The following is an 18,714-nucleotide window of genomic DNA, read 5'->3' as shown; positions in this document are numbered from 1 at the left end:
CAGACGCAGCAGCCGCTCGGTGGTCGCCTGGCTTTGCCGCGCATTGCAGGCCGCCGCGAACTGCGCCAGCCAGCGCCACTGGCGCCAATCGGCGCGTGGCCGCCACCGTAACGGCGAAGCCGGGTTGAACAGCCAGGTCACCGCCTGGCCCAGCACGCCCGGCCCGGCCAGCGGCGCCACATAGCTATAGGACAGTTGCGCGCCATTGCCATGGCTGGCGCCCATACCTGGCGCCTGAGCCTGGTCCAGCACCGTAACTTCCAGACCTTCCTGGCGCAAATACCAGGCCGTCAGCAAACCCGTAATGCCCGACCCCAGCACCACCACATGGCGCAAGCCTGGCCCGGCCGCGGCACGCTGATATTCCGATGAGGCCTGCTGGCCCTGTGCACTGACTGACGCCACCTTGATTCCCCCTACCCTTGGTCTGTTTGATGCTCCGCCGGCAAGCCTGGCCTGCCATCCCTGCCCGGCCCGCCCGGGCCCGCCTACGGAACATATATCCCTGCCACCGCCAGACCCTGCCCATCCGGTATCGGGCAAGCCCCGCTGACATCGAAAAAATACAGGTATGCAAAGTTTCCGCCACCACAATGCCTGCTGTCCAACAAATTAAAAGTACCCCCCTTTGCATTTTTTCGATACCCTTGCCGCATTCCCTGTGCTGTCCGTCACTGGCCCGGAGCACCATGAAACATCCCACGCAGCGGCTCTTGCCCGCGACCGTCAACCTGAACACCTTTGAAGTCATTGCCCGGCGCGGCAGCATCACGGCCGCCGCGCAGGATCTGGGCCTGACGCAAAGCGCGGTCAGCCGGCAGTTGACCGACCTGGAAAATTTCGTCGGCGCCGCGCTTTGCCTGCGCACGCCGACCGGACTGGCGCTGACCGAAGCGGGCGCCAGTTACCTGCGCCGCATCCGCTACCTGCTGGACGAACTGGAATCCGCGTCGATTGCGGTCGCAACCCGCTCGCTGCCTGACACGGTGCTGCGGATTTCCGTGCCCACCACGTTCGGCACGCTGTGGGCGATGCCCAGGCTCAGCCAGTTCGCGCTGGCCCACCCGGATATTCAGCTGGATGTGGTCACGCATGTCGGCCCGATTTCGGTGCGCGACTCCGTGCTGGACGCTGCCATCGTGCATTGCGAAGGCCCTGAACCCGGCTGTGTCGGGGAAATGCTGGCCCCCCTGATTTCCTGGCCCATGGCCGCCCCCGCGCTATGCCCGCAGGCGCCGCTGACACCCGCGCAGATGGCAGGCCTGCCGCTGCTGCACCTGACCTCGGCGCCCAACGCCTGGCCCGCCTATTTGCGCCAGCTCGGCCAACGCATTGAAGTGCCCGCGCCGGGCGCCCACTACAGCCTGCTGACACTCTCAATCACCGCAACCGAAGCCGGCCTGGGCGCAGCCCTGCTGCCTGAATATGTGGCCGGCGAATCCTTGCGGGCTGGCCGGCTGGTCCGGCTGCACGACGAGCCTTTCGTCTCGCCGCGAAACTATTTTTTCATTTCGACCGAAGAACGCGCCCACAGCCCGGCCATTCAGGCCCTGCGCCTATGGCTGGCCCCCGAAACCGCGTAGGCCGCATCGCGCTGATTGCCTGCTCACGCGCCCGCGCCAGCCTCGGCGCGTCAGGGCAGACGGCACCCTAGCGGCAGTACGATCCGCCGCACCTGCTGCCGGATGGCATCGGCCAGCGCCTGGGCAGCCGGTGTCGGCGCATGCTCTTCATGGAACATCAGGCACAGCATGCGCACCACCGTCGGCTCACGCAGCAAGGCATATGCCAGGCCAGGCGCCATCACGCGCTTGGCCGCCAGCGCTGGCAAAACAGCAATGGCCAGCCCGCTTTGCACAATCGCCGCCTGAGACGTGGTGCTGGAAGCCTCGTAAAAAGGCGCGGCAGCCTCGATAGGCAAATCCGCGCGCGATTGCAGCAAGGCCATGATGCCGGTTTCATCGACCACGCCGACCAGCTTGCGCCCGACCAGCGCCTCCCAGGCTACCGTTCCCGCCGCATCCACCGGTATCTCCGGATCATCGCTGCGAAACAGCACGCCGAAAGTATCTTCCAGCAAGGGCTCGCACTCCAGCCCGTGCACATCGGCCCAGCGGCTCGTCAAGCCGAAATCCACGCTGCCCGCAACCACCTGCCGCTGTATGCGCCCGGAATTGTCATCGCGCAGATACAGCCGGATGCCCGGATAACGCGCGGCAAAGGCAGCAGCCGCCGGCGCAATCAATTCCGTGATGGCCGATGGCGCTGCCGCCACCCCGACCCGCCCCCGCTCCAGCGCGCCATAACGCACCACGTCCTCAATCGCGCCATCGAAATCCGCCAGCAAGCGGGTGACACGCGGCAGAAACTCCTGCCCGACTTTCGTGAGGGCCACGCGGCGGCTGGTACGCGAAAACAATTGCGTGCCCAGCGCGGATTCCAGTTGCCGGATCAGGCCGGTCACCGATGACTGAGTCTGGAACAAGCGATGCGCGGCATAGGTGAAGCTCGCCTCCTGCGCGACAGCGACAAAAGCATTGAGGTGCTTCAGGGTGATGTGCTTGGGCAGTCGATTCATAACAAATCCTGATCAATGCATTAACTAAAAGGATTTTTCAGATGGATGATGCCTTTGGATAATAAAGCCAGCCCATTCCGTCCAGGAAGGGTGTCAGGAGGAAGACATGCAGAAAAACACCCGGGATCTCGACATCAAGATCACCGACGGCTGGCTGATCGACGGCACAGGCGCTGAACGCCGCCGCGCCGATATCGGCATTCGTGACGGCCGTGTGGCCGCCATAGGCGACCTGAGCCAGGCCCGTGCCCATCAGACGATCAGCGCTGCCGGCCATATTGTCGCGCCGGGTTTTATCGACACCCATGGCCATGATGATCTCATGTTCGTCGAAAAGCCCCAGCTGGACTGGAAAACCAGCCAGGGCATCACGACCGTGGTTGTCGGCAACTGCGGCGTCAGCGCATCGCCCGCGCCCATGCCCGGCAACACCGCGGCAGCCCTGGCGCTGCTGGGCGAGTCGCCGTTGTTTGCCGATATGCATACTTATCTGCAAGCCTTGCGCAAACTGCATCCCATGATCAACGTGGCCGCGCTCGTCGGCCACGCTAACCTGCGGCTGGCCGTCATGCAAGACCCCATGGCAGCCCCCACGCCTGCCGAACAACAGGCCATGGAAACCCTGCTGCGCGAATCGCTGGCCGCCGGCGCGGTCGGTTTCAGTACCGGCCTGGCCTATGAGCCGGGCAGCGTTTCCACGCCGGAAGAACTCGATGGCCTGGCGCATATCGCCGCCGCTGCCGGTTCGTTGCACACCAGCCACATCCGCAATGAAGGCGACACCGTGGAAGCTGCCGTCGATGAAGTACTGGACATCAGCCGCCGCACCGGTTGCGCCACGCTGGTGTCACACCACAAATGCATGCTAAAGGCCAACTGGGGCCGCAGCCAGTTCACCCTGGCCAATATCGACCTGGCCCGCGCGCAAGGGCTGGATGTGGCGCTGGATATCTATCCTTACCCTGGCAGCTCCACCATTCTGATCCCGGAACGCGCCAGTCTGATCGACGACATCCGCATCACCTGGTCCACGCCCCACCCCGAATGCAGCGGCAAATACCTGTCCGATATCGCCTGGGAATGGGGCTGTGACCGCGAAACGGCGGCACGCCGCCTGCTGCCTGCCGGCGCCATTTACTTCGCCATGGATGAAGATGAAGTGCAGCGTATCTTCCGCCATCCCTGCTGCATGGTCGGTTCCGACGGCCTGCCCAGCGATGAACGGCCGCACCCGCGCCTCTGGGGCAGTTTCACCAGAATCCTGGGCCGCTACGTCCGTGAATGCCAGCTCATGCCGCTGGAACAGGCGATTGCCCGCATGACGGCGCTGCCCGCATCGGTATTCGGCCTGCTGGACCGCGGCACGCTGCGTGAAGGCGCCTGGGCCGATATCGTCATTTTCGACCCCGATACCGTGGAAGACCGCGCCACCTGGGAAGACCCGACACAGCCATCGGTGGGCGTCGATGCCGTCCTCGTCAATGGCATTCAGGTCTTCCCGCCGCAAGCCGGCATCCAGCGGCCGGGCCAGGTCCTGCAACGTGAATTTCCCGCCATGTCCGGCCCTGCCGACACGGCCTGAAAATACCCGGGTGAGCGCAAGCCCGCACCGGTACAACAACAGCGGCAGGCGCTTGCGGCAAGATTCCGCAAGACGTCACGGCCGCGGCAACGAGTCCGACACTTTTAAACCATTAAGGACTCAAAGGTAATAGGAAGGAGACATCATGACGCTCACGCAGAAAATGCCCCAGGGCAAGCGCAACGCCGCCATCGCGGTGATCCTGGTCGGCCTCGCCATCGCGCTTTACACCCATTTCGTCATGCCGGGCGAGACCTCGCTCTGGGGCCTGACGCCTGTTGTCGTCTTCGCCGTCATTGCCCTGCTGGGCGTGGACATCGTGCTGGCAACCATCGCCGCCATCGTGCTGGGCGCCATCATGACTGGCACCACACCGATTGCCATGGGCAAACTGCTGGCAGATTCACTCGGTTCCTTCATCGCCGTGGTGGGCCTCATCATCGTGCTGGGCGCCGGCGTGGGCGAAGTAGCTGCCCGCACAGGCGCCGCTGAACAGCTGGTGCGCGCCATCGTCAAGCGCATCGGCCTGTCCAATCAGGTACGCGTGCGCCTGGGCATCATGATCACCTCCACCCTGATCTGCGGCGCCCTGGGCACGCTGGCTGGCGGCAACGCCATCATCGCCGCGGTGGTCATCCCCATCGCCGCCGCCGTCCGCCTGTCTCCGCCTGCGGTCGCTGCTCTGTTCCAGACTGCCGGTTCCGCCGGCCTGGTGCTCGGCCCCTTCACGCCCAATGTCGTGACCGTCACGGGGCTGACCGGCCTGACCTATGTCGAATACCTGACGGTAGCCGGCATTCCCATGGCCATCGCCACGCTGCTGACCGGCTGGTTCATGTCAGGGCGCATCCAGAAAATCACCGAACCGCACTTCCAGTACGAAGAAGCCGCGCTCGGCCAGGCTGCGCTGAATCTCTCACGCCCGCCTGCCCGCAGCGCCGTGCGCGCCGCCTGGGCCTTCTGCCTGACCATCATCCTGCTCGCCATTGTCGGCATCAGCGCCAAGGCCGGTTTCGCCTTCGCCATTATCGTGATGGTCTCGCTCGGCGCTGCCACTGGCCTGGCTGGCGGCCTGCAGCCGCGCGAAATCCTGCAGGCCATGTATGCAGGCTCGGGCAAGCTGATCTGGATCTTCTTCCTGTTCTGGCTGTTCAATCCGGTGCTGGTGCTGGTCGATAAGCTCAATGCCTACCATGCCTTGCTGGATGTCGTGCAGCCTTACCTGATTGGCGTCAGCGGCGCAGTGCTTTGCATCATCATCGTGGCCTTCAACGTGATCGGCCATATTCCCGGCGCCGCCGTCGCGCAGATGACTTTCACCGCCAAAATCTTCGGGCCTGTGCTGGCGGCCGCAGGAGTCGGCCCGGCCGCCACCACGGCAGTCATCCTGGGCAGCTCGCAGATCGACTGGTTCGGCCCCTTCCCGTCTTCCGATATGTTCGGGCAAATGGGGCTGGCCCGCTCGACCCAGCTCAAGTACATGCTCTATAACGGCTGGGCGGTCATGGGCGTGAACCTGCTTATGTTCTGCGGCCTGTTCTTCATCCTGGTCTGACGCAAAGGAGGCGACGGCATGTTCGAATTGGGTCACCCGGGCCACACGCCCGCCGATACTGCCGGCCTGCGCAGCAGGCTGGCCCAAGGCCTGGCCCCCATTCTGGCCAGCACTCAGGCACGCGTCACCATGGCCGTGCATGCCCTGGACGGCACGCCGCTGTTCGAGCGCGACGCCAGCACGGCCATGCCGTCGGCCAGCCTGATCAAAGTTCCCATCCTGTTGCTGCTGCTGGAACAAGCGGCTGCCGGCCCGTGGCCGCTAGACCACATGCTGCCGCTGGAACACATCGAACGCGTGGGCGGCACCGGTATTCTCAAGCAGCTGCCCAGCGTGCGCAGCCTGCAACTGGAAGAACTGGCCCGCCTGATGATTGTCCTGAGCGACAACGTCGCCACCAACGCCCTGATCGACTGGCTGGGTCTGGCATCCGTGACACCCTGGTGCCAGCGCGCCGGGCTGCCGCAAACCCGCCTGGAACGCCACATGATGGACGCCCAGGCGCGCGACGCCGGCCGCGACAACTGGACCAGCGCCGCCGATGCCTGCGCCGCACTGCTCTGGCTGCTGCGCGACGGCAGCCTGCCCGCGCCGCTGCGCCAGCTTGGCCTGCAAATGCTGGCCGACCAGCATGAACAATCGCACTTTGGCGCCGCGCTGCCCGCGCACGCCAAACTGGCCAACAAAACCGGCCAGCTGCACGGGCTGCGTCATGACGCCGGCATTCTGTCTGCCGGCGGCCAGAGCGTGGTTCTGGCAGTGCTGGCCGACGGTTTTACCGACCCGCGCACCAGCATGACACTCTCCGGCGGCGATGGCGCCGCCCTGCTGGCGCAACTCGCCAGGGCCGTCGCCCTGGCCCTGCCTGCGCCCTGACCTCATATAACCTGACTGGCCTGAATGGCCGGACGGGGCGGAATAGCCGGAAGGGGCGGAATGGTGCCGCCAGGCTCCCGGCCCGCCCTGATGCGCCCCCGGCCCCCGGGGCCTCATCCCCCAAGGAGACACTCTATGACCACACGCGTGGCACTGATCCAGCTCGACAGCGGCAATGACCGCGCCGCCAATCTGGCAGAAATCGAACGCTGGGTTCTGGCTGCAGCCCAGGATGGCGCCCAGCTCATCATCACCCCGGAATACAGCGATGTGCGCGGCAGCGCCGCACTCTTGCAGCAGCAGGCCTCCCCGGTTCCCGGTATCGTGACCGAACACATGGCTGCGCTGGCCCGCCGCACCGGCTGCTGGATCCAGCTGGGTTCCATGCACGAGCGGCTGGCGGACGACCCGCGCCTGGGCAACACCAGCCTGGTTTTCCAGCCGGACGGGCAGATCGCGGCCAGCTACCGCAAAACGCATCTGTACGATGCCGTGGTCAATGGCATGCCCTACCTGGAATCCGACGATTTCGCCCCCGGCACCGCGCTCACCACCCTCAGCGCCGCCGGACTGCAACTGGGCCTGAGCATCTGCTACGACATCCGCTTTGCCGAGCTATTCCGCGCGTTACGCTCACGCGGCGCCGATGTGCTGGTCGTGCCGGCTGCGTTCAATGTCCATACAGGCAGGGACCACTGGGAAGTACTGTTGCGCGCCCGCGCCATCGAAAACCAGTGCTATGTCCTTGCCGCGGCGCAAATTGGCGGCCCCGGACCGGCACTGCCCTGCCTGGGGCGCAGCATGATTATCGACCCCTGGGGCACCGTCCTGGCCTGCATGCCCGACCAGCCCGGCTATATTTGCGCCGACCTGGACCCGGCGCGCGTCGCGATGCTGCGGGAAAAACTGCCAGCCTGGTCGCACCGCCGCGGCGATCTGTATCCCACCAGCCCTTGAGGCCTGCGCCAGACGCCCCTGCCTACGCCCTCCGCATTCCTCCGCCTCCCCCTATTTCCATGCCCGCGCCCAGCCCGGGCGCTCCAGCAAGGAGAACCACAATGACTAAAGCCGCTCCCGCCGTCTATACCTTTCACCCGGGCACAGCCCCGCTGCTGATCTCCATGCCGCACGCAGGCACTTATGTGCCGCCCGAACTCGCCGCTCGCTTCACCGAAGAAGCCCGGCAAGTTCCGGACACCGACTGGCATATGCCCCGCCTGTACGCCTTTGCCCGCGAAATGGGCGCCTCTCTTCTGTGTGCGAACTACTCGCGCTATGTCGTAGATCAGAACCGCCCGCCCGATGGCGCCAGCCTGTACCCTGGCCAAAGCGTGACTGGCCTGTGCCCGGCGGATACCTTCTATGACACCCCTATCTATGCCGCAGGCGATGTGCCTGACGCCACGGAAATCGCGTCCCGCCGCGCCGCCATCTGGCAGCCCTACCATGATTGCCTGCGCCAGGAGCTGGAACGCCTGCGCGCCCAGCATGGCCGCGTCGTGCTCTGGGACGCGCACTCCATCCGCTCGGTCGTTCCCCGCTTTTTCGAAGGCAAATTGCCGGACTTGAACTTCGGCACGGCCGACGGCAAAAGTTGCAGCCCGGCGCTGGCCCAGGAACTGTTGTCCGTCGCCAGCAGCGACACCCGCTATCACAGCGTGCTCAATGGCCGCTTCAAAGGCGGCCACATCACCCGGCACTACGGCGCCCCCGAAACCGGCATTCACGCCGTGCAGCTGGAAATGGCGCAATGCTGCTATATGGAAGAAGCCCTGCCCTTCGCCTATCTGGAAGAACGGGCGCAAGCCATCCAGCCGCTGCTGCGCCGCCTGTTGGGCAGCGCGCTGGCCTACGCCAGCCAAGCCTGAGGACAAAAAAAGACGCCCGATCCAGCAAGCGGATCGGGCGTCTTTTTATCAGCGCGCCAGCACAAGCCGGCGCTGCCAAAGCGGAAATTTACTCGAATTCAACCGGAGAACGGCCTTCGACCAGCGCCAGCCAGCCGCGGATGACGCGGTACAGGGCCCAGACGACCGTCGCGAACACGCCGATCCAGCCGATATAGATCAGCGTTGCCAGGAAACTCACGGCCAGCGCCAGCACACTCCACCAGAATGTCGCCAGCAGCCAGGTCGCATGGCCATCGAAATAGGTAGCGGCAAAATCCTGGCGCTTGACGTACAGCAGGATCACACCAGCGACCGCAGCCAGGCCCAGAAAGCCCGCACTGATCAGCGACACGGCAAACAGGCCATAGACGATGTGCATAACGGTCTGCAGGCTCAATTCGGGCGAGCCGGATTGCGGCAGGTTGCTCATGTTGATCGACTCCTTATCAAAACAGGGGATATCTTACCTCGTTGTCTGTAATAACGTGTTGCAGCGCCGCGCCATCCTGAATCCATGCCGCTTGCGCACTGCGGCATTTTCCTGCACAGCGCCCGCTGCCGCGCATTCCGCCCTGTGTCAGCGATGCTGGCTGCCTAGCCTCCTATAGCGGAACCGGCGCGTGATCGCCCCCCCTGGTCCCGCCCCGGATGTTGCAGGATTTCCACGGCCAGCAGGAATAAACGTTAATGAGAGTTATAATCATCAAAGCATTTTGTGCTGGCGTACTGATTTTGGCATACCGCTTTCGGCATACCGAATCTGGCACCTCCACTGGCCTGCCGCCCAGCTGCCCAAGACGCCCATGGCTCACTAGACTGTCCGATTCCGGCTGCCCCGGCCTGGCATTCACCTGCCCCGCGCCCTGCCCGCGATTCGCATGACTGGCGCCGCGCGTCTTGAGAGCGTCTTAGGGGCAGGGGCCTCCTGGAAGCGCCTTGGCAATACACGCCGCCGGGAAGGCCGGCCAGCCTCCCTGCCCCAGCCGCCATGCACCCTCTTCACCGCCACCTGTCTCGCTGAAAGGCCATGCCCTCTTCCGCCCTTACCTCTTCGGCCGATATCGCCACGCTATACGCGGATCACCACAGCTGGCTGCGCAACTGGATTGCCAGCAAGCTGCAGCATTCCGGCCGCGAAGTCGCGGAAGACCTGGCGCATGATACGTTCGTCAGCCTGATCAGCAGCCGCAACCGCGCGCCGCAGCCTGACGAGCTGCTCAAACCCCGCGCCTATCTCGCCACCGTGGCCAAAGGCGTGGTGGTCAGCTGGATACGCCGCCAATCGCTGGAACGCGCCTGGCTGGAGACACTGGCCACGCTACCCGAACCGCAACATCCGTCGGTGGAACACCAGCACATCATTGTCGAAACACTGGCCGAAATCGACGCCATGCTGGACACCCTGAAGCCGCGCGCCAAGCAGGCTTTTCTCATGGCCACGGTAGATGGCATGAAACAGGCTGACATTGCCGCGGCCCTGGGCATCAGCATTCCCACCGTCAAAAGCTATATGCACAAGGCGTACCTGCTCTGCCTGAGCCAGATGCCCGACGATTGAATCCGCAGCATGAGCCACTCACCGGATAACCGCATCGACCCCGGCATCCTCAATGAGGCAGCGCATTGGCTGCTGCGCGTCCAGGAAGGCCGCATGAATGCGGAGCAACAAGCCCGTTTCGCGCGCTGGCACAGCCAGAGCAGCGAACACCAGCGGGCCTGGCGGCGCGCGGAAAGGCTGCTGGACAAAATAGGCAGCATGCCGGCCGGCCTGGCCGGGCCGACGCTGCGGCGCGCCGACTCCCATAGCGGCGCCAGCCGCCGCGCGCTGCTGCGCAGCGCCGCCGCGCTCCTGGCCCTGGCGCCTGCCGGATGGCTGGCCTGGCAAGCCCGCCCCTGGTTCGAGCGCCTGAATGCCGACTATGTGGCTGGCATCGGCGAACAGCTGGAGGCAACGCTGGACGACGGCACCCGGATTACGCTCAATACCGACACCGTGCTGGATGTGGCTTACACCGCCGGGCAGCGCCTGCTGACCCTCAAGCAGGGCGAGATATACATCAGCACGGCGCCCGACACGCAACAGCCGCCCCGGCCCTTCCGGGTGCGCACCGATCACGGCAGCATGCAGGCGCTGGGAACACGTTTTATCGTGCGCCAGCATGAAGACCACACGCTGCTGGCCGTCTATGAAGGCGCGGTGCGCATCACCCCGGCTGACGCCGGCCCTGGCGCTGCCGTCACACTGCAGGCCGGGCAACAGGCCAGCTTTACCCGCCAGCATGTCGGGCCGCTATCCGGCACCAGCGAAGCCTCGTCGGCATGGCGCAACGGCCTGTTGATGGCCGATGCCATGAGCCTGCCACAATGGGTCGCGGAGCTATCCCGCTACAGCCAGGACACCATCGAGTTCGCGCCGGGCCTGCGCCAATTGAAATTATCTGGCGCATTCCCTGTCCATGACATCGACCTGGCCTTGCAAATGCTGGCCCAGACCTACCAATTGAACCTGCGCCGCAACGGGCGGCGGGTTTACATCGGCCGTTGATCCCGCCCGGTCACGTCCCACCAGCCCGCCTGTTTCCCGCTCCGGAAATATCCTTTTTCATGCCTCAAGCGACAAAGAGAGTGAAAGACCAGCGTGTCGCGCAGCGCTGGACCTGACTCCGCCCTGTTCTTGAGGAATGATCGAGATGTCCCGCCCCCCTATTGCCCCTCTGTCGGCACGCCTGTCACCCTTGGTGCTGACAGGCCCGCTGGTGCTTTCCGGTTTGTCCGCCGCCACTGCGGCCCTGCTCGCGCACCCTGGCACGGCGCTGGCCCAAAGCGCGCCTGCGGCCAGCCCGCTGCCCCATGCCAGCGCGCGCCAGTACGATATTCCTGCCGGGCCGCTAGGCCGCTCGCTAGCTGAATTCGCCACTCAATCCGGCCTGCTGCTCTCGTTCAACCCCGCCCTCACCAGCGGCCTGCGCGCGCCCGCCCTCCAGGGCGAGTACGCCCCTGCCGCGGGGCTGCAAATTCTGCTGGCCGGCAGCGACCTGGAAATTGCCAGGCGGCCCGACAGCAGCTATACGCTGCGCCAGAAGCCAGGCCCGGCCAGAGTCGCCGAACTGCAGGAAGTCACGGTCGTGGGCAACCTCAGCCCAGCCGAAGAGGTCTATACCGCGCCGCGCTCATCCGTCTATCTCTCAGGCGCTGAAATCGAACGCTACGCGCCCATTTCCACTGGCGATCTGTTCAAGGGCGTGCCCGGCGTTCAAGTGGGCGACTCCCGCAACGGCGGCGCGCTGGACATCAACATACGCGGGGTCCAGGGGCAAAGCCGGATCGCCGTGACTGTTGACGGCGCGCAGCAGGCGCTGGATGTTTACCGCGGCTACGCCGGCACCCAGCAACGCAGCTATATCGACCCCGACCTGCTCAGCAGTATCACGATCAACAAAGGCCCCAGTCTGGACAGCCGCACCGGCGGCAATGCGCTGGGCGGCTCCGTCGCCATGAAAACCATAGGCGTCCAGGATATCCTGCTGCCCGAACAAACCATAGGCCTGCGCCTGACCGGCAGCATGTGGAATAACGGCGTCAAACCGGAAGCCCGTGGCAAAACCTTGCCCAAAGGGGAATCCCTGGCGGCGGACCTGCATGAAAAACGTGCCGATCTTTTCGGTTCTCAGGCCCAGGCCGGCAGCATCGCCTTCGCCGTCAGCGGCGAATACATAGACTTTGTGGCCGCCTACGCGAAGCGCACGCAAGGCAACTACTTCACCGGCAAACATGGCCAGGACAAATATCGTGTCCATGACAAATACGGCAAGGAGCAAGGCTCGGTTGCGACGACCTATATGCCTGGCGAAGAAGTGCTCAACTCTTCAAGCGAAACGGCATCCGTTCTGCTAAAAACCACCCTCCGGCCCGCCGCCGGCCATACAGTTGACCTGAGCTACCGCAACTATGACGGCCACCAGACGGAAATCATGCCTTCGGACATTTTCCGTTTCGGCACTGCCAATATTTACCAGTATCCGGCAGGACATACGCTGATAGATACCTTCACGCTGGGCTACCGTTTTGACCCAGCGGACAACCCGCTCATCAACCTCCACAGCACGCTCTGGATGACAGACGCGCGCAGCAGCACCATTAGCGGCGTCATGGTTCCCGCCAGCCAGGTTTTCACGGTTGACCGCGGCTGGGTCAGACAAACGAACCGCCGCATCGGCGGCGATCTGAGCAACCGCTCCGAATTCACGAGCAGCATCGGCCAATTCGCGCTGGATATTGGCGGCTCCTTCCAGATTGAAGAACTCGCGCCGCAATCCGGCGTAGTCATCACCCAGTACGACCTGGACGCCAATCGGACAGTACGTGACGCGCACAGGCGTGAACTCAGCCTGTCAGGCAAACTGGAATACAAACCCACCGACCGCCTGACCCTCTGGGGCGGCGCGCGCTTTACCCACTTCAAGACCCGCGATCGCAACCGCCACGCGACACCGGTTAAAACACACACCGCCTACCGCATGATCCGGCTTTCCTGGCCAGAAGGAAATGGCGTCATGTACTGGCTGCCGGATGCCAACGGACAATTCACCGATGCTTCCGACCCGCGCCTGAACAATGGCACCGTCTGGAAAGATTATTCCTTTGCCATGCCTATGGAAGACATAGGCCCGGAATACGAGTCCGACGTCTGGGATGGCGTGTATGAAGCCGACCTGACCTCCGGCTACGCCTTCTCCGAACCTGTTGAAGACAGCGGCAACACCTTTGCTCCCGGCCTGGGTATCAGCTACGAATTCGCCCGCGATTCCTTCGCCTACGTGTCCTACACACAGGCGGTGCGGCTGCCCTCCTTGTTTGAAACCAGCCTGGGCACCTCCCAGCTCATGCCGGCGCAAGGCCTCAAGCCCGAACGCGCCCGGAACTGGGAAATCGGCGTCAGCACCATTCAGTCCGCGCTCATCACGCCGCGCGATGCCCTGTCGCTCAAACTGGCCTACTTCAACAACAACATCAAGAACTACATTACCCGCTATGAAGATCCGGCCAGCTGGGGCGCGCCCCGTTATGGCGATCTGGGTTTTGGCATGATGAGTTTCTCGAACACTGACCACTTCAGGGTCAATGGCCTGGAATTTCAGTCCCAGTATGATTCGGGCCGGATTTTCATGGATCTGTCGGCCACGCATTACTTCGGTGTGCAAACCTGCGATGCCAAATTCGCTGCGCACCTGCGCGCCAGCGCTCACCGCTACCTGCCTACCGAAAATACGCCGGACTGCACGCCAGGCAGTTTCATGGGCTCGTATGCCAATACCCAGAACCCGCCGAAATATGCCGTGAATCTGACCCTGGGCTCACGCTTCCTGGACGAAACCCTGACTCTAGGCGGGCGCATGGTATTCACCTCTGGCCCCACCCGGGAAATGAACGAACCGTGGCAATTCAATGCCACCACGCCGCAATTGATCTACCAACCCGTCACTGTGGTCGATGCCTTCCTGAACTACCAGTTCCACAGACAGGCCTCGGTGAACGTCTCTTTGCAGAACATCACCAACCGCTATTATCTTGACCCCTTATCGCAAAGCTTCATGCCCGCGCCGGGCCGCACCCTGATGGTTGGCTTGAAACTGCAAATGTAAAACCTTGCGCCGCAATAAGGTGAACCCAGCCGCCTGGCGCCACCCGGTTGCCACCCGGGTGCCAACCGAGCGCCAACCAAGCGCCAGGCGGCCCCGGCAGACCCCGGTATTTTTCCCCGCAAAAGAAACAAAATGTAAAATAGCCGGGAAAATATATACTTTCTTGCGCGTCGTTCGACATGGGTAATGAAAGCCGGCCAGAAAACTGCCGGCTATCGGCTCTGCCACTGATTCCAGTCCTGAGCCCAACATTACCGGAAGCTTGCTCATCATGTTCTGCATCGCCCTGCTCCCGCTGCGCCGCGCGCGCCTGCCGCGTGCCCCGCTTGCCTGCCTTGCCCGTTCAGCCTGTGCCACTGCCGGATCTGTTGGGCCGGCAGCGCGCTAGGCGATTTCTTTTTATTGTCGTGAATCAGAAATCATTCCTATATTGAAAAATATCCGATATTGGCCGTACCGCGCAGGCGTCAAGACAGACCGGTTTGCCTGAAGCCTGCCAGCGGCACCGGCCCATTTGGATATTTCCCGCCACCTGGCGGACACCTTATTCTCAGCATGAAGCCACAACCCATCCTCTCCGCTCCTGGCCGCCTGCACCCTGGTGCAGCCGCCGTCCGCCAATTCATGTTCGGCCTGCTCATCGGCACAGCGCTGCTGCCCGGGCTCAGCCCGACGGCCATGGCCCAGACCGCCGGCAGCGCGGCGCTCGATGGCAGCACCCTGATTGAATACCGCCTGCCAGCCATGCCCTTGAGCCGCTCGCTGGCGGAATTCGCAACCCAGTCCGGCATTCTGCTGTCCTTCGATCCCGCCCTGACCAGCAAGTATCAGGCGCCCGCTCTGCAAGGCACTTATACGGCGCGGGAAGGCATGAATCGCCTGCTGTCCAACAGCGGCCTGGAACTGGTCGCCCGCCCGGATGGCAGCTATACCCTGCGGAAAACCGCCGGCCCGGTCGCCAGCCTGCCCGAAGTCACCGTCGAAGGCACGGCGCCCGACAATGCGGAACGCGCGGTCTATACCGCCCCGCGCTCCTCGGTCCACCTCTCGGAAGCGCAGCTGCGCCGTTTTGTGCCGCTCTCGCCTGGCGATATCCTCAAAGGCGTGCCCGGCGTGCAAGTGGGCGACAGCCGCAACGGCGGCGGCCTGGATGTCAACATCCGCGGAATCCAAGGCCAGAGCCGCGTCGCCGTGATCGTCGATGGCGCGCAGCAGGCGCTGGATGTGTACCGCGGCTATGCCGGCACCCAGCAGCGCAGCTATATCGACCCTGACCTGCTCAGCAGCGTCACCGTCAACAAAGGGCCAGGCCTGTCCGCCGCCACCGGCGGCAATGCCATTGGCGGCTCGGTCGTCATGAATACCATTGGTGTCGATGACATCATTCTGCCTGGCCAAAGCATAGGCGTGCGCGTCACCGGCGAAATGTGGAATAACGGCGAAAAGCCCGCCCACCGCTCGCGTAACGGTTCCAACTACAGCGGCATCGAAGAAATGTATAGCCAGCCGGAAAGCAAACACGGCAATCTGTTTGGTTCCAGCGCCCAGGCCGGCAGCATCGCCTTCGGCTATACCAGCGAAAAAGTCGATCTGGTCGCCGCCTACGCGCACCGTACCCAGGGCAATTATTTCGCCGGCAAACACGGTTACGACAGCTACGTCGAATACGACAAATATGGCCGCGAAGAACACAATGTGGCCAAAATGTACAAGCCTGGGGAAGAAGTCCTGAACTCCTCGGCGGAAACCGAATCCGTGCTGGTGAAAACCACGCTGCGCCCGGCCGCCGGCCACGCCGTGGAACTGAGCTACCGCCGCTATAACGGCCACAATGGCGAAGTCATGCCTTCGGACATCATCCGCAGCGGCACGGCGGGTATCTATCAATACCCCACTGGCAGGACAGAAATCGACAGCACCTCGCTGCGCTACAGCTTCAACCCCGCCGATAACACCTGGGTCAATCTCAAGACCAACCTGTGGTTCACCGGCGCGCGCACCGAGCAAATCACCTCTGTCATGGCGCCGCGCAGCGAAATGTATGTCGGTGACCGGGCCTGGACCCGCCTGAACAACCGCCGCATCGGCATGGATATCAGCAACCGCTCGGAATTCAGCAGCGGTATCGGTGATTTCGCCTTTGAACTGGGCGGCGCCTTCCAGACGGAAAACCTCAGCCCGAAAGCCGGCATCAGCATTACCGAGGATGACCGCAATGCCAACCGCATTCTGCGCGACGGCAAACGCCAGGAAATGAGCCTGACCGGCAAACTGGAATACAAACCCACGGACCGGCTGACTTTCTGGACCGGCGTGCGTTTCACCAAATACAAATCGCACGACCGCAATACCTACGCCAGCGCCATCCGCGAGGACCGCGAAAAGAAGTCCGTCATGATCTTCGCCAACGGCAAGCTTGGCTACATGGATTGGTACCCGGATGAAAACGGTGACTACACCGACGCCACCGACCCCATGAAAAACAACGGCTTCGTGTATTCGGACTCCAACCATCCGGAAGTCGGCATGCCTCTGGATGAGTTCGGCACGCCCAGCTATGTCGCGGCCTCTCAGCCTATGAGCTTCTCCACCGTCGTGGGCTACAGCCACACCGAACCGCTGGAATCTCATGACAACGGCATCGCGCCCGCATTCGGTGTCAGTTACGAGCTGGCGCCTGACACCCTGGTCTATGCCTCGTACACGACCGGCATACGCCTGCCCTCGCTGTTCGAAACATCGCTGGGCACGCTGCAAGTCACCCCGGTCTCCGACCTCAAACCGGAACGCGCGCGCAACCTGGAACTGGGCTTCAGCACCATTCATAGCGGCGTACTGTCTTCCACTGATCTCGCTGCCTTCAAATTCGCCTATTTCCGCAACGACATCAAGAACTACATCACCCGCTATTACGACCCGACCCTCAATGGCTCGATGACATTCTCCAATGCCGACAGCTATCAGGCCAGCGGACTGGAACTGCAATCCCAATATGACAACGGCTGGGTCTTCGCGGATCTGTCGGCGACTCACTACCTGAAGACCCGCACCTGCGACGCCGCTTTCGCCGCCAACCTGCGGGCCAAAGCTGACCGCTACATGCCCACGCAAGACACGCCGGATTGCACGCCGGGCAGCTTCATGGGTTCCTACACCAACACCCAGAACCCGCCCAAATACGCGGTCAATCTCACACTGGGTTCACGCTGGCTGGATCAGCGCCTGACGGTAGGCAGCCGCATGACCTTCACCTCCGGCCCGACGGAACGCATGGAAGAGCCGTGGCAGAACGGTGACACCACCCCGCAACTGATCTACCACCCCGTCACCCTGGTCGATGCCTTCCTGAGCTACCAGTTCCACAAACAGGCAGCCGTCAACGTCTCCCTGCAAAACATCACCAACCGCTACTACCTTGATCCGCTCGCGCAAAGCATGATGCCCGCACCGGGCCGTACCCTGCGCCTCGGCTTGCAAGTGCAGATGTAAGCAAGCCACAACCGCCGCGCCTCATGCAGCGCGGCATCCGCCGCCTGCCGCCTGTTGTTTCAGGTGCTAAATCAGACGCTAAAAAAGCCCCGGTCCTGCCCAGGCAGCATCGGGGTTTTTCATTGCTGGCAGTCACGTAATCGCCTGCCGAGTCCATGCCGCCGCAACGGCACCCGTCGCTGCAACCTCAGCCCGGGCGCAGCAGCGACGCTAGCCGTATCATCATGGCCGCGCCCAGGGTCGCGACAAGATATCAAGCGCCCCTCTCTCGACGTAAAGCAAGCGCGGCGCCAGAACCGAGGCATCAATATCCTTGCCAGCGCGGGCAAGTCAGGCCATATAGGATCACTCCCGCAAGCACAACCGCAAGCACAACTCACGTTCGGCCACATATACCTTCAATAAACGGATCGAATCAGCCGGCCCCCGGCCCCTACGGGCAAAAACTGCCATAACGATGCCATGCTGTTGCGCGAGAGATAGGCCATATCAGGAGCCAGTGAGCAGCCCTCAACAAACAATCAGGAAGGCAGCAACGGCGCGCTATTGCCGTTCAACAGGCATGCCAGCACAGCGCATAGCCGTTGCCGTTGCCGTTGCCGTTGCCGTTGCCGTTGCCGTTGCCGAAGATATGTTTACGGTACGGCTAGGCCGTTGAGCACGATGCGATCGGCTGTCTTTGTTCAGATGTGACACCTGGCTGGGCCAAGGCTTGAGGCGGGGCTAGGTGAAGCGCACCCGTGCATAGCTCGACGCGGATTGCCGATGCGAGGCCGTTGCCGCCGATCCGACTCAGGATAGCCGCCATGGCGGCCCCTTAATCCCTGATCGAGCGGAGGCAAACCGTGGGATGGCTCATGCAGGCGCACCGCGCACGGAGCCACCACGCACGGAGGCACCGCTCACTGAACCACTGAGAGGCTGAGAAGGCTGCACGTCACCTTGCACCGCGGTAAGCCAGGCAGCAGACCCGGCTTGCCTGCGGCCGCCCCGCCAGGGGCGGCCGCAGGCCGGTTGGGCTGTGTGGCGCATGCAGCGGGTGGGGGGGTGTCTTGGGGCGGTCTTCAGTAAGCCAGAGCACCTGAGGATCTGGCGGCAGCGCC

At 63.3% G+C, this 18,714-nt stretch carries 13 protein-coding genes; 10 read left to right on the top strand and 3 right to left on the bottom strand.

Going from position 1 to position 18,714, the window contains the following annotated elements; genetic code table 11:
• The coding region (locus ACTJGZ_RS11630) for an FAD-dependent oxidoreductase (protein WP_441663088.1) at nucleotides 1-405 on the bottom strand (405 nt) is incomplete at its 3' end.
• 284 nt (nucleotides 406-689) lie between these two features.
• Here ACTJGZ_RS11630 and ACTJGZ_RS11625 point away from each other — a divergent pair.
• The gene (locus ACTJGZ_RS11625) at nucleotides 690-1,583 is read left to right on the top strand and encodes a LysR substrate-binding domain-containing protein (RefSeq protein WP_441663087.1); all 894 of its coding nucleotides are present in this window, start codon (nucleotides 690-692) and stop codon (nucleotides 1,581-1,583) included.
• A gap of 50 nt (nucleotides 1,584-1,633) precedes the next feature.
• Here ACTJGZ_RS11625 and ACTJGZ_RS11620 read toward each other — a convergent pair whose 3' ends face one another.
• On the bottom strand, nucleotides 1,634-2,578 hold the full coding sequence (locus ACTJGZ_RS11620; protein WP_441663086.1) for a LysR family transcriptional regulator: 945 nt from the start codon (nucleotides 2,576-2,578) through the stop codon (nucleotides 1,634-1,636).
• Between the two features lie 106 nt (nucleotides 2,579-2,684).
• Here ACTJGZ_RS11620 and ACTJGZ_RS11615 point away from each other — a divergent pair, with 106 nt between their 5' ends.
• The 5 genes from ACTJGZ_RS11615 to hutG all read left to right on the top strand — a co-directional run bounded on the left by ACTJGZ_RS11615 (nucleotide 2,685) and on the right by hutG (nucleotide 8,459).
• Complete coding sequence (locus ACTJGZ_RS11615) at nucleotides 2,685-4,160, top strand: N-acyl-D-amino-acid deacylase family protein (RefSeq protein ID WP_441663085.1); 1,476 nt, start codon at nucleotides 2,685-2,687, stop codon at nucleotides 4,158-4,160.
• A 145-nt stretch (nucleotides 4,161-4,305) separates the two neighbouring features.
• Entirely contained in the window at nucleotides 4,306-5,715 is a 1,410-nt protein-coding gene (locus ACTJGZ_RS11610; RefSeq protein ID WP_441663084.1) for a gluconate:proton symporter, read from the top strand.
• An 18-nt stretch (nucleotides 5,716-5,733) separates the two neighbouring features.
• A complete protein-coding gene (locus ACTJGZ_RS11605; protein ID WP_441663083.1) occupies nucleotides 5,734-6,591 on the top strand; it encodes a serine hydrolase in 858 nt (285 codons plus the stop codon).
• A gap of 135 nt (nucleotides 6,592-6,726) precedes the next feature.
• Nucleotides 6,727-7,548 carry a carbon-nitrogen hydrolase family protein gene (locus ACTJGZ_RS11600; protein WP_441663082.1) on the top strand — a complete coding sequence of 274 codons (822 nt, stop codon included), beginning with the start codon at nucleotides 6,727-6,729 and terminating at the stop codon, nucleotides 7,546-7,548.
• A gap of 101 nt (nucleotides 7,549-7,649) precedes the next feature.
• Nucleotides 7,650-8,459, top strand: a complete 810-nt coding sequence (gene hutG / locus ACTJGZ_RS11595; protein WP_441663081.1) for an N-formylglutamate deformylase — start codon at nucleotides 7,650-7,652, stop codon at nucleotides 8,457-8,459.
• A gap of 88 nt (nucleotides 8,460-8,547) precedes the next feature.
• Here hutG and ACTJGZ_RS11590 read toward each other — a convergent pair whose 3' ends face one another.
• Nucleotides 8,548-8,910 carry a DUF4870 family protein gene (locus ACTJGZ_RS11590; protein WP_441663080.1) on the bottom strand — a complete coding sequence of 121 codons (363 nt, stop codon included), beginning with the start codon at nucleotides 8,908-8,910 and terminating at the stop codon, nucleotides 8,548-8,550.
• Between the two features lie 597 nt (nucleotides 8,911-9,507).
• Between ACTJGZ_RS11590 and ACTJGZ_RS11585 the strand changes: the two genes are divergently transcribed.
• The 4 genes from ACTJGZ_RS11585 to ACTJGZ_RS11570 all read left to right on the top strand — a co-directional run bounded on the left by ACTJGZ_RS11585 (nucleotide 9,508) and on the right by ACTJGZ_RS11570 (nucleotide 17,611).
• On the top strand, nucleotides 9,508-10,038 hold the full coding sequence (locus ACTJGZ_RS11585; RefSeq protein WP_441663079.1) for a sigma-70 family RNA polymerase sigma factor: 531 nt from the start codon (nucleotides 9,508-9,510) through the stop codon (nucleotides 10,036-10,038).
• A gap of 9 nt (nucleotides 10,039-10,047) precedes the next feature.
• On the top strand, nucleotides 10,048-11,025 hold the full coding sequence (locus ACTJGZ_RS11580; RefSeq protein ID WP_441663078.1) for a FecR family protein: 978 nt from the start codon (nucleotides 10,048-10,050) through the stop codon (nucleotides 11,023-11,025).
• A gap of 145 nt (nucleotides 11,026-11,170) precedes the next feature.
• Complete coding sequence (locus tag ACTJGZ_RS11575; RefSeq protein ID WP_441663077.1) at nucleotides 11,171-14,122, top strand: TonB-dependent receptor domain-containing protein; 2,952 nt, start codon at nucleotides 11,171-11,173, stop codon at nucleotides 14,120-14,122.
• A gap of 555 nt (nucleotides 14,123-14,677) precedes the next feature.
• Nucleotides 14,678-17,611 (top strand): TonB-dependent receptor domain-containing protein, encoded by a 2,934-nt coding sequence (locus ACTJGZ_RS11570; RefSeq protein ID WP_441663076.1) that lies wholly within the window; start codon nucleotides 14,678-14,680, stop codon nucleotides 17,609-17,611.
• Nucleotides 17,612-18,714: the final 1,103 nt, after the last annotated feature.

Source organism: Kerstersia sp. (assembly GCF_052103615.1).
Taxonomy (GTDB): Bacteria; Pseudomonadota; Gammaproteobacteria; order Burkholderiales; family Burkholderiaceae_B; genus Kerstersia.
The sequence above is the reverse complement of the archived record's forward strand: the minus strand, read 5'-3'. Positions and strand labels throughout refer to the sequence as shown.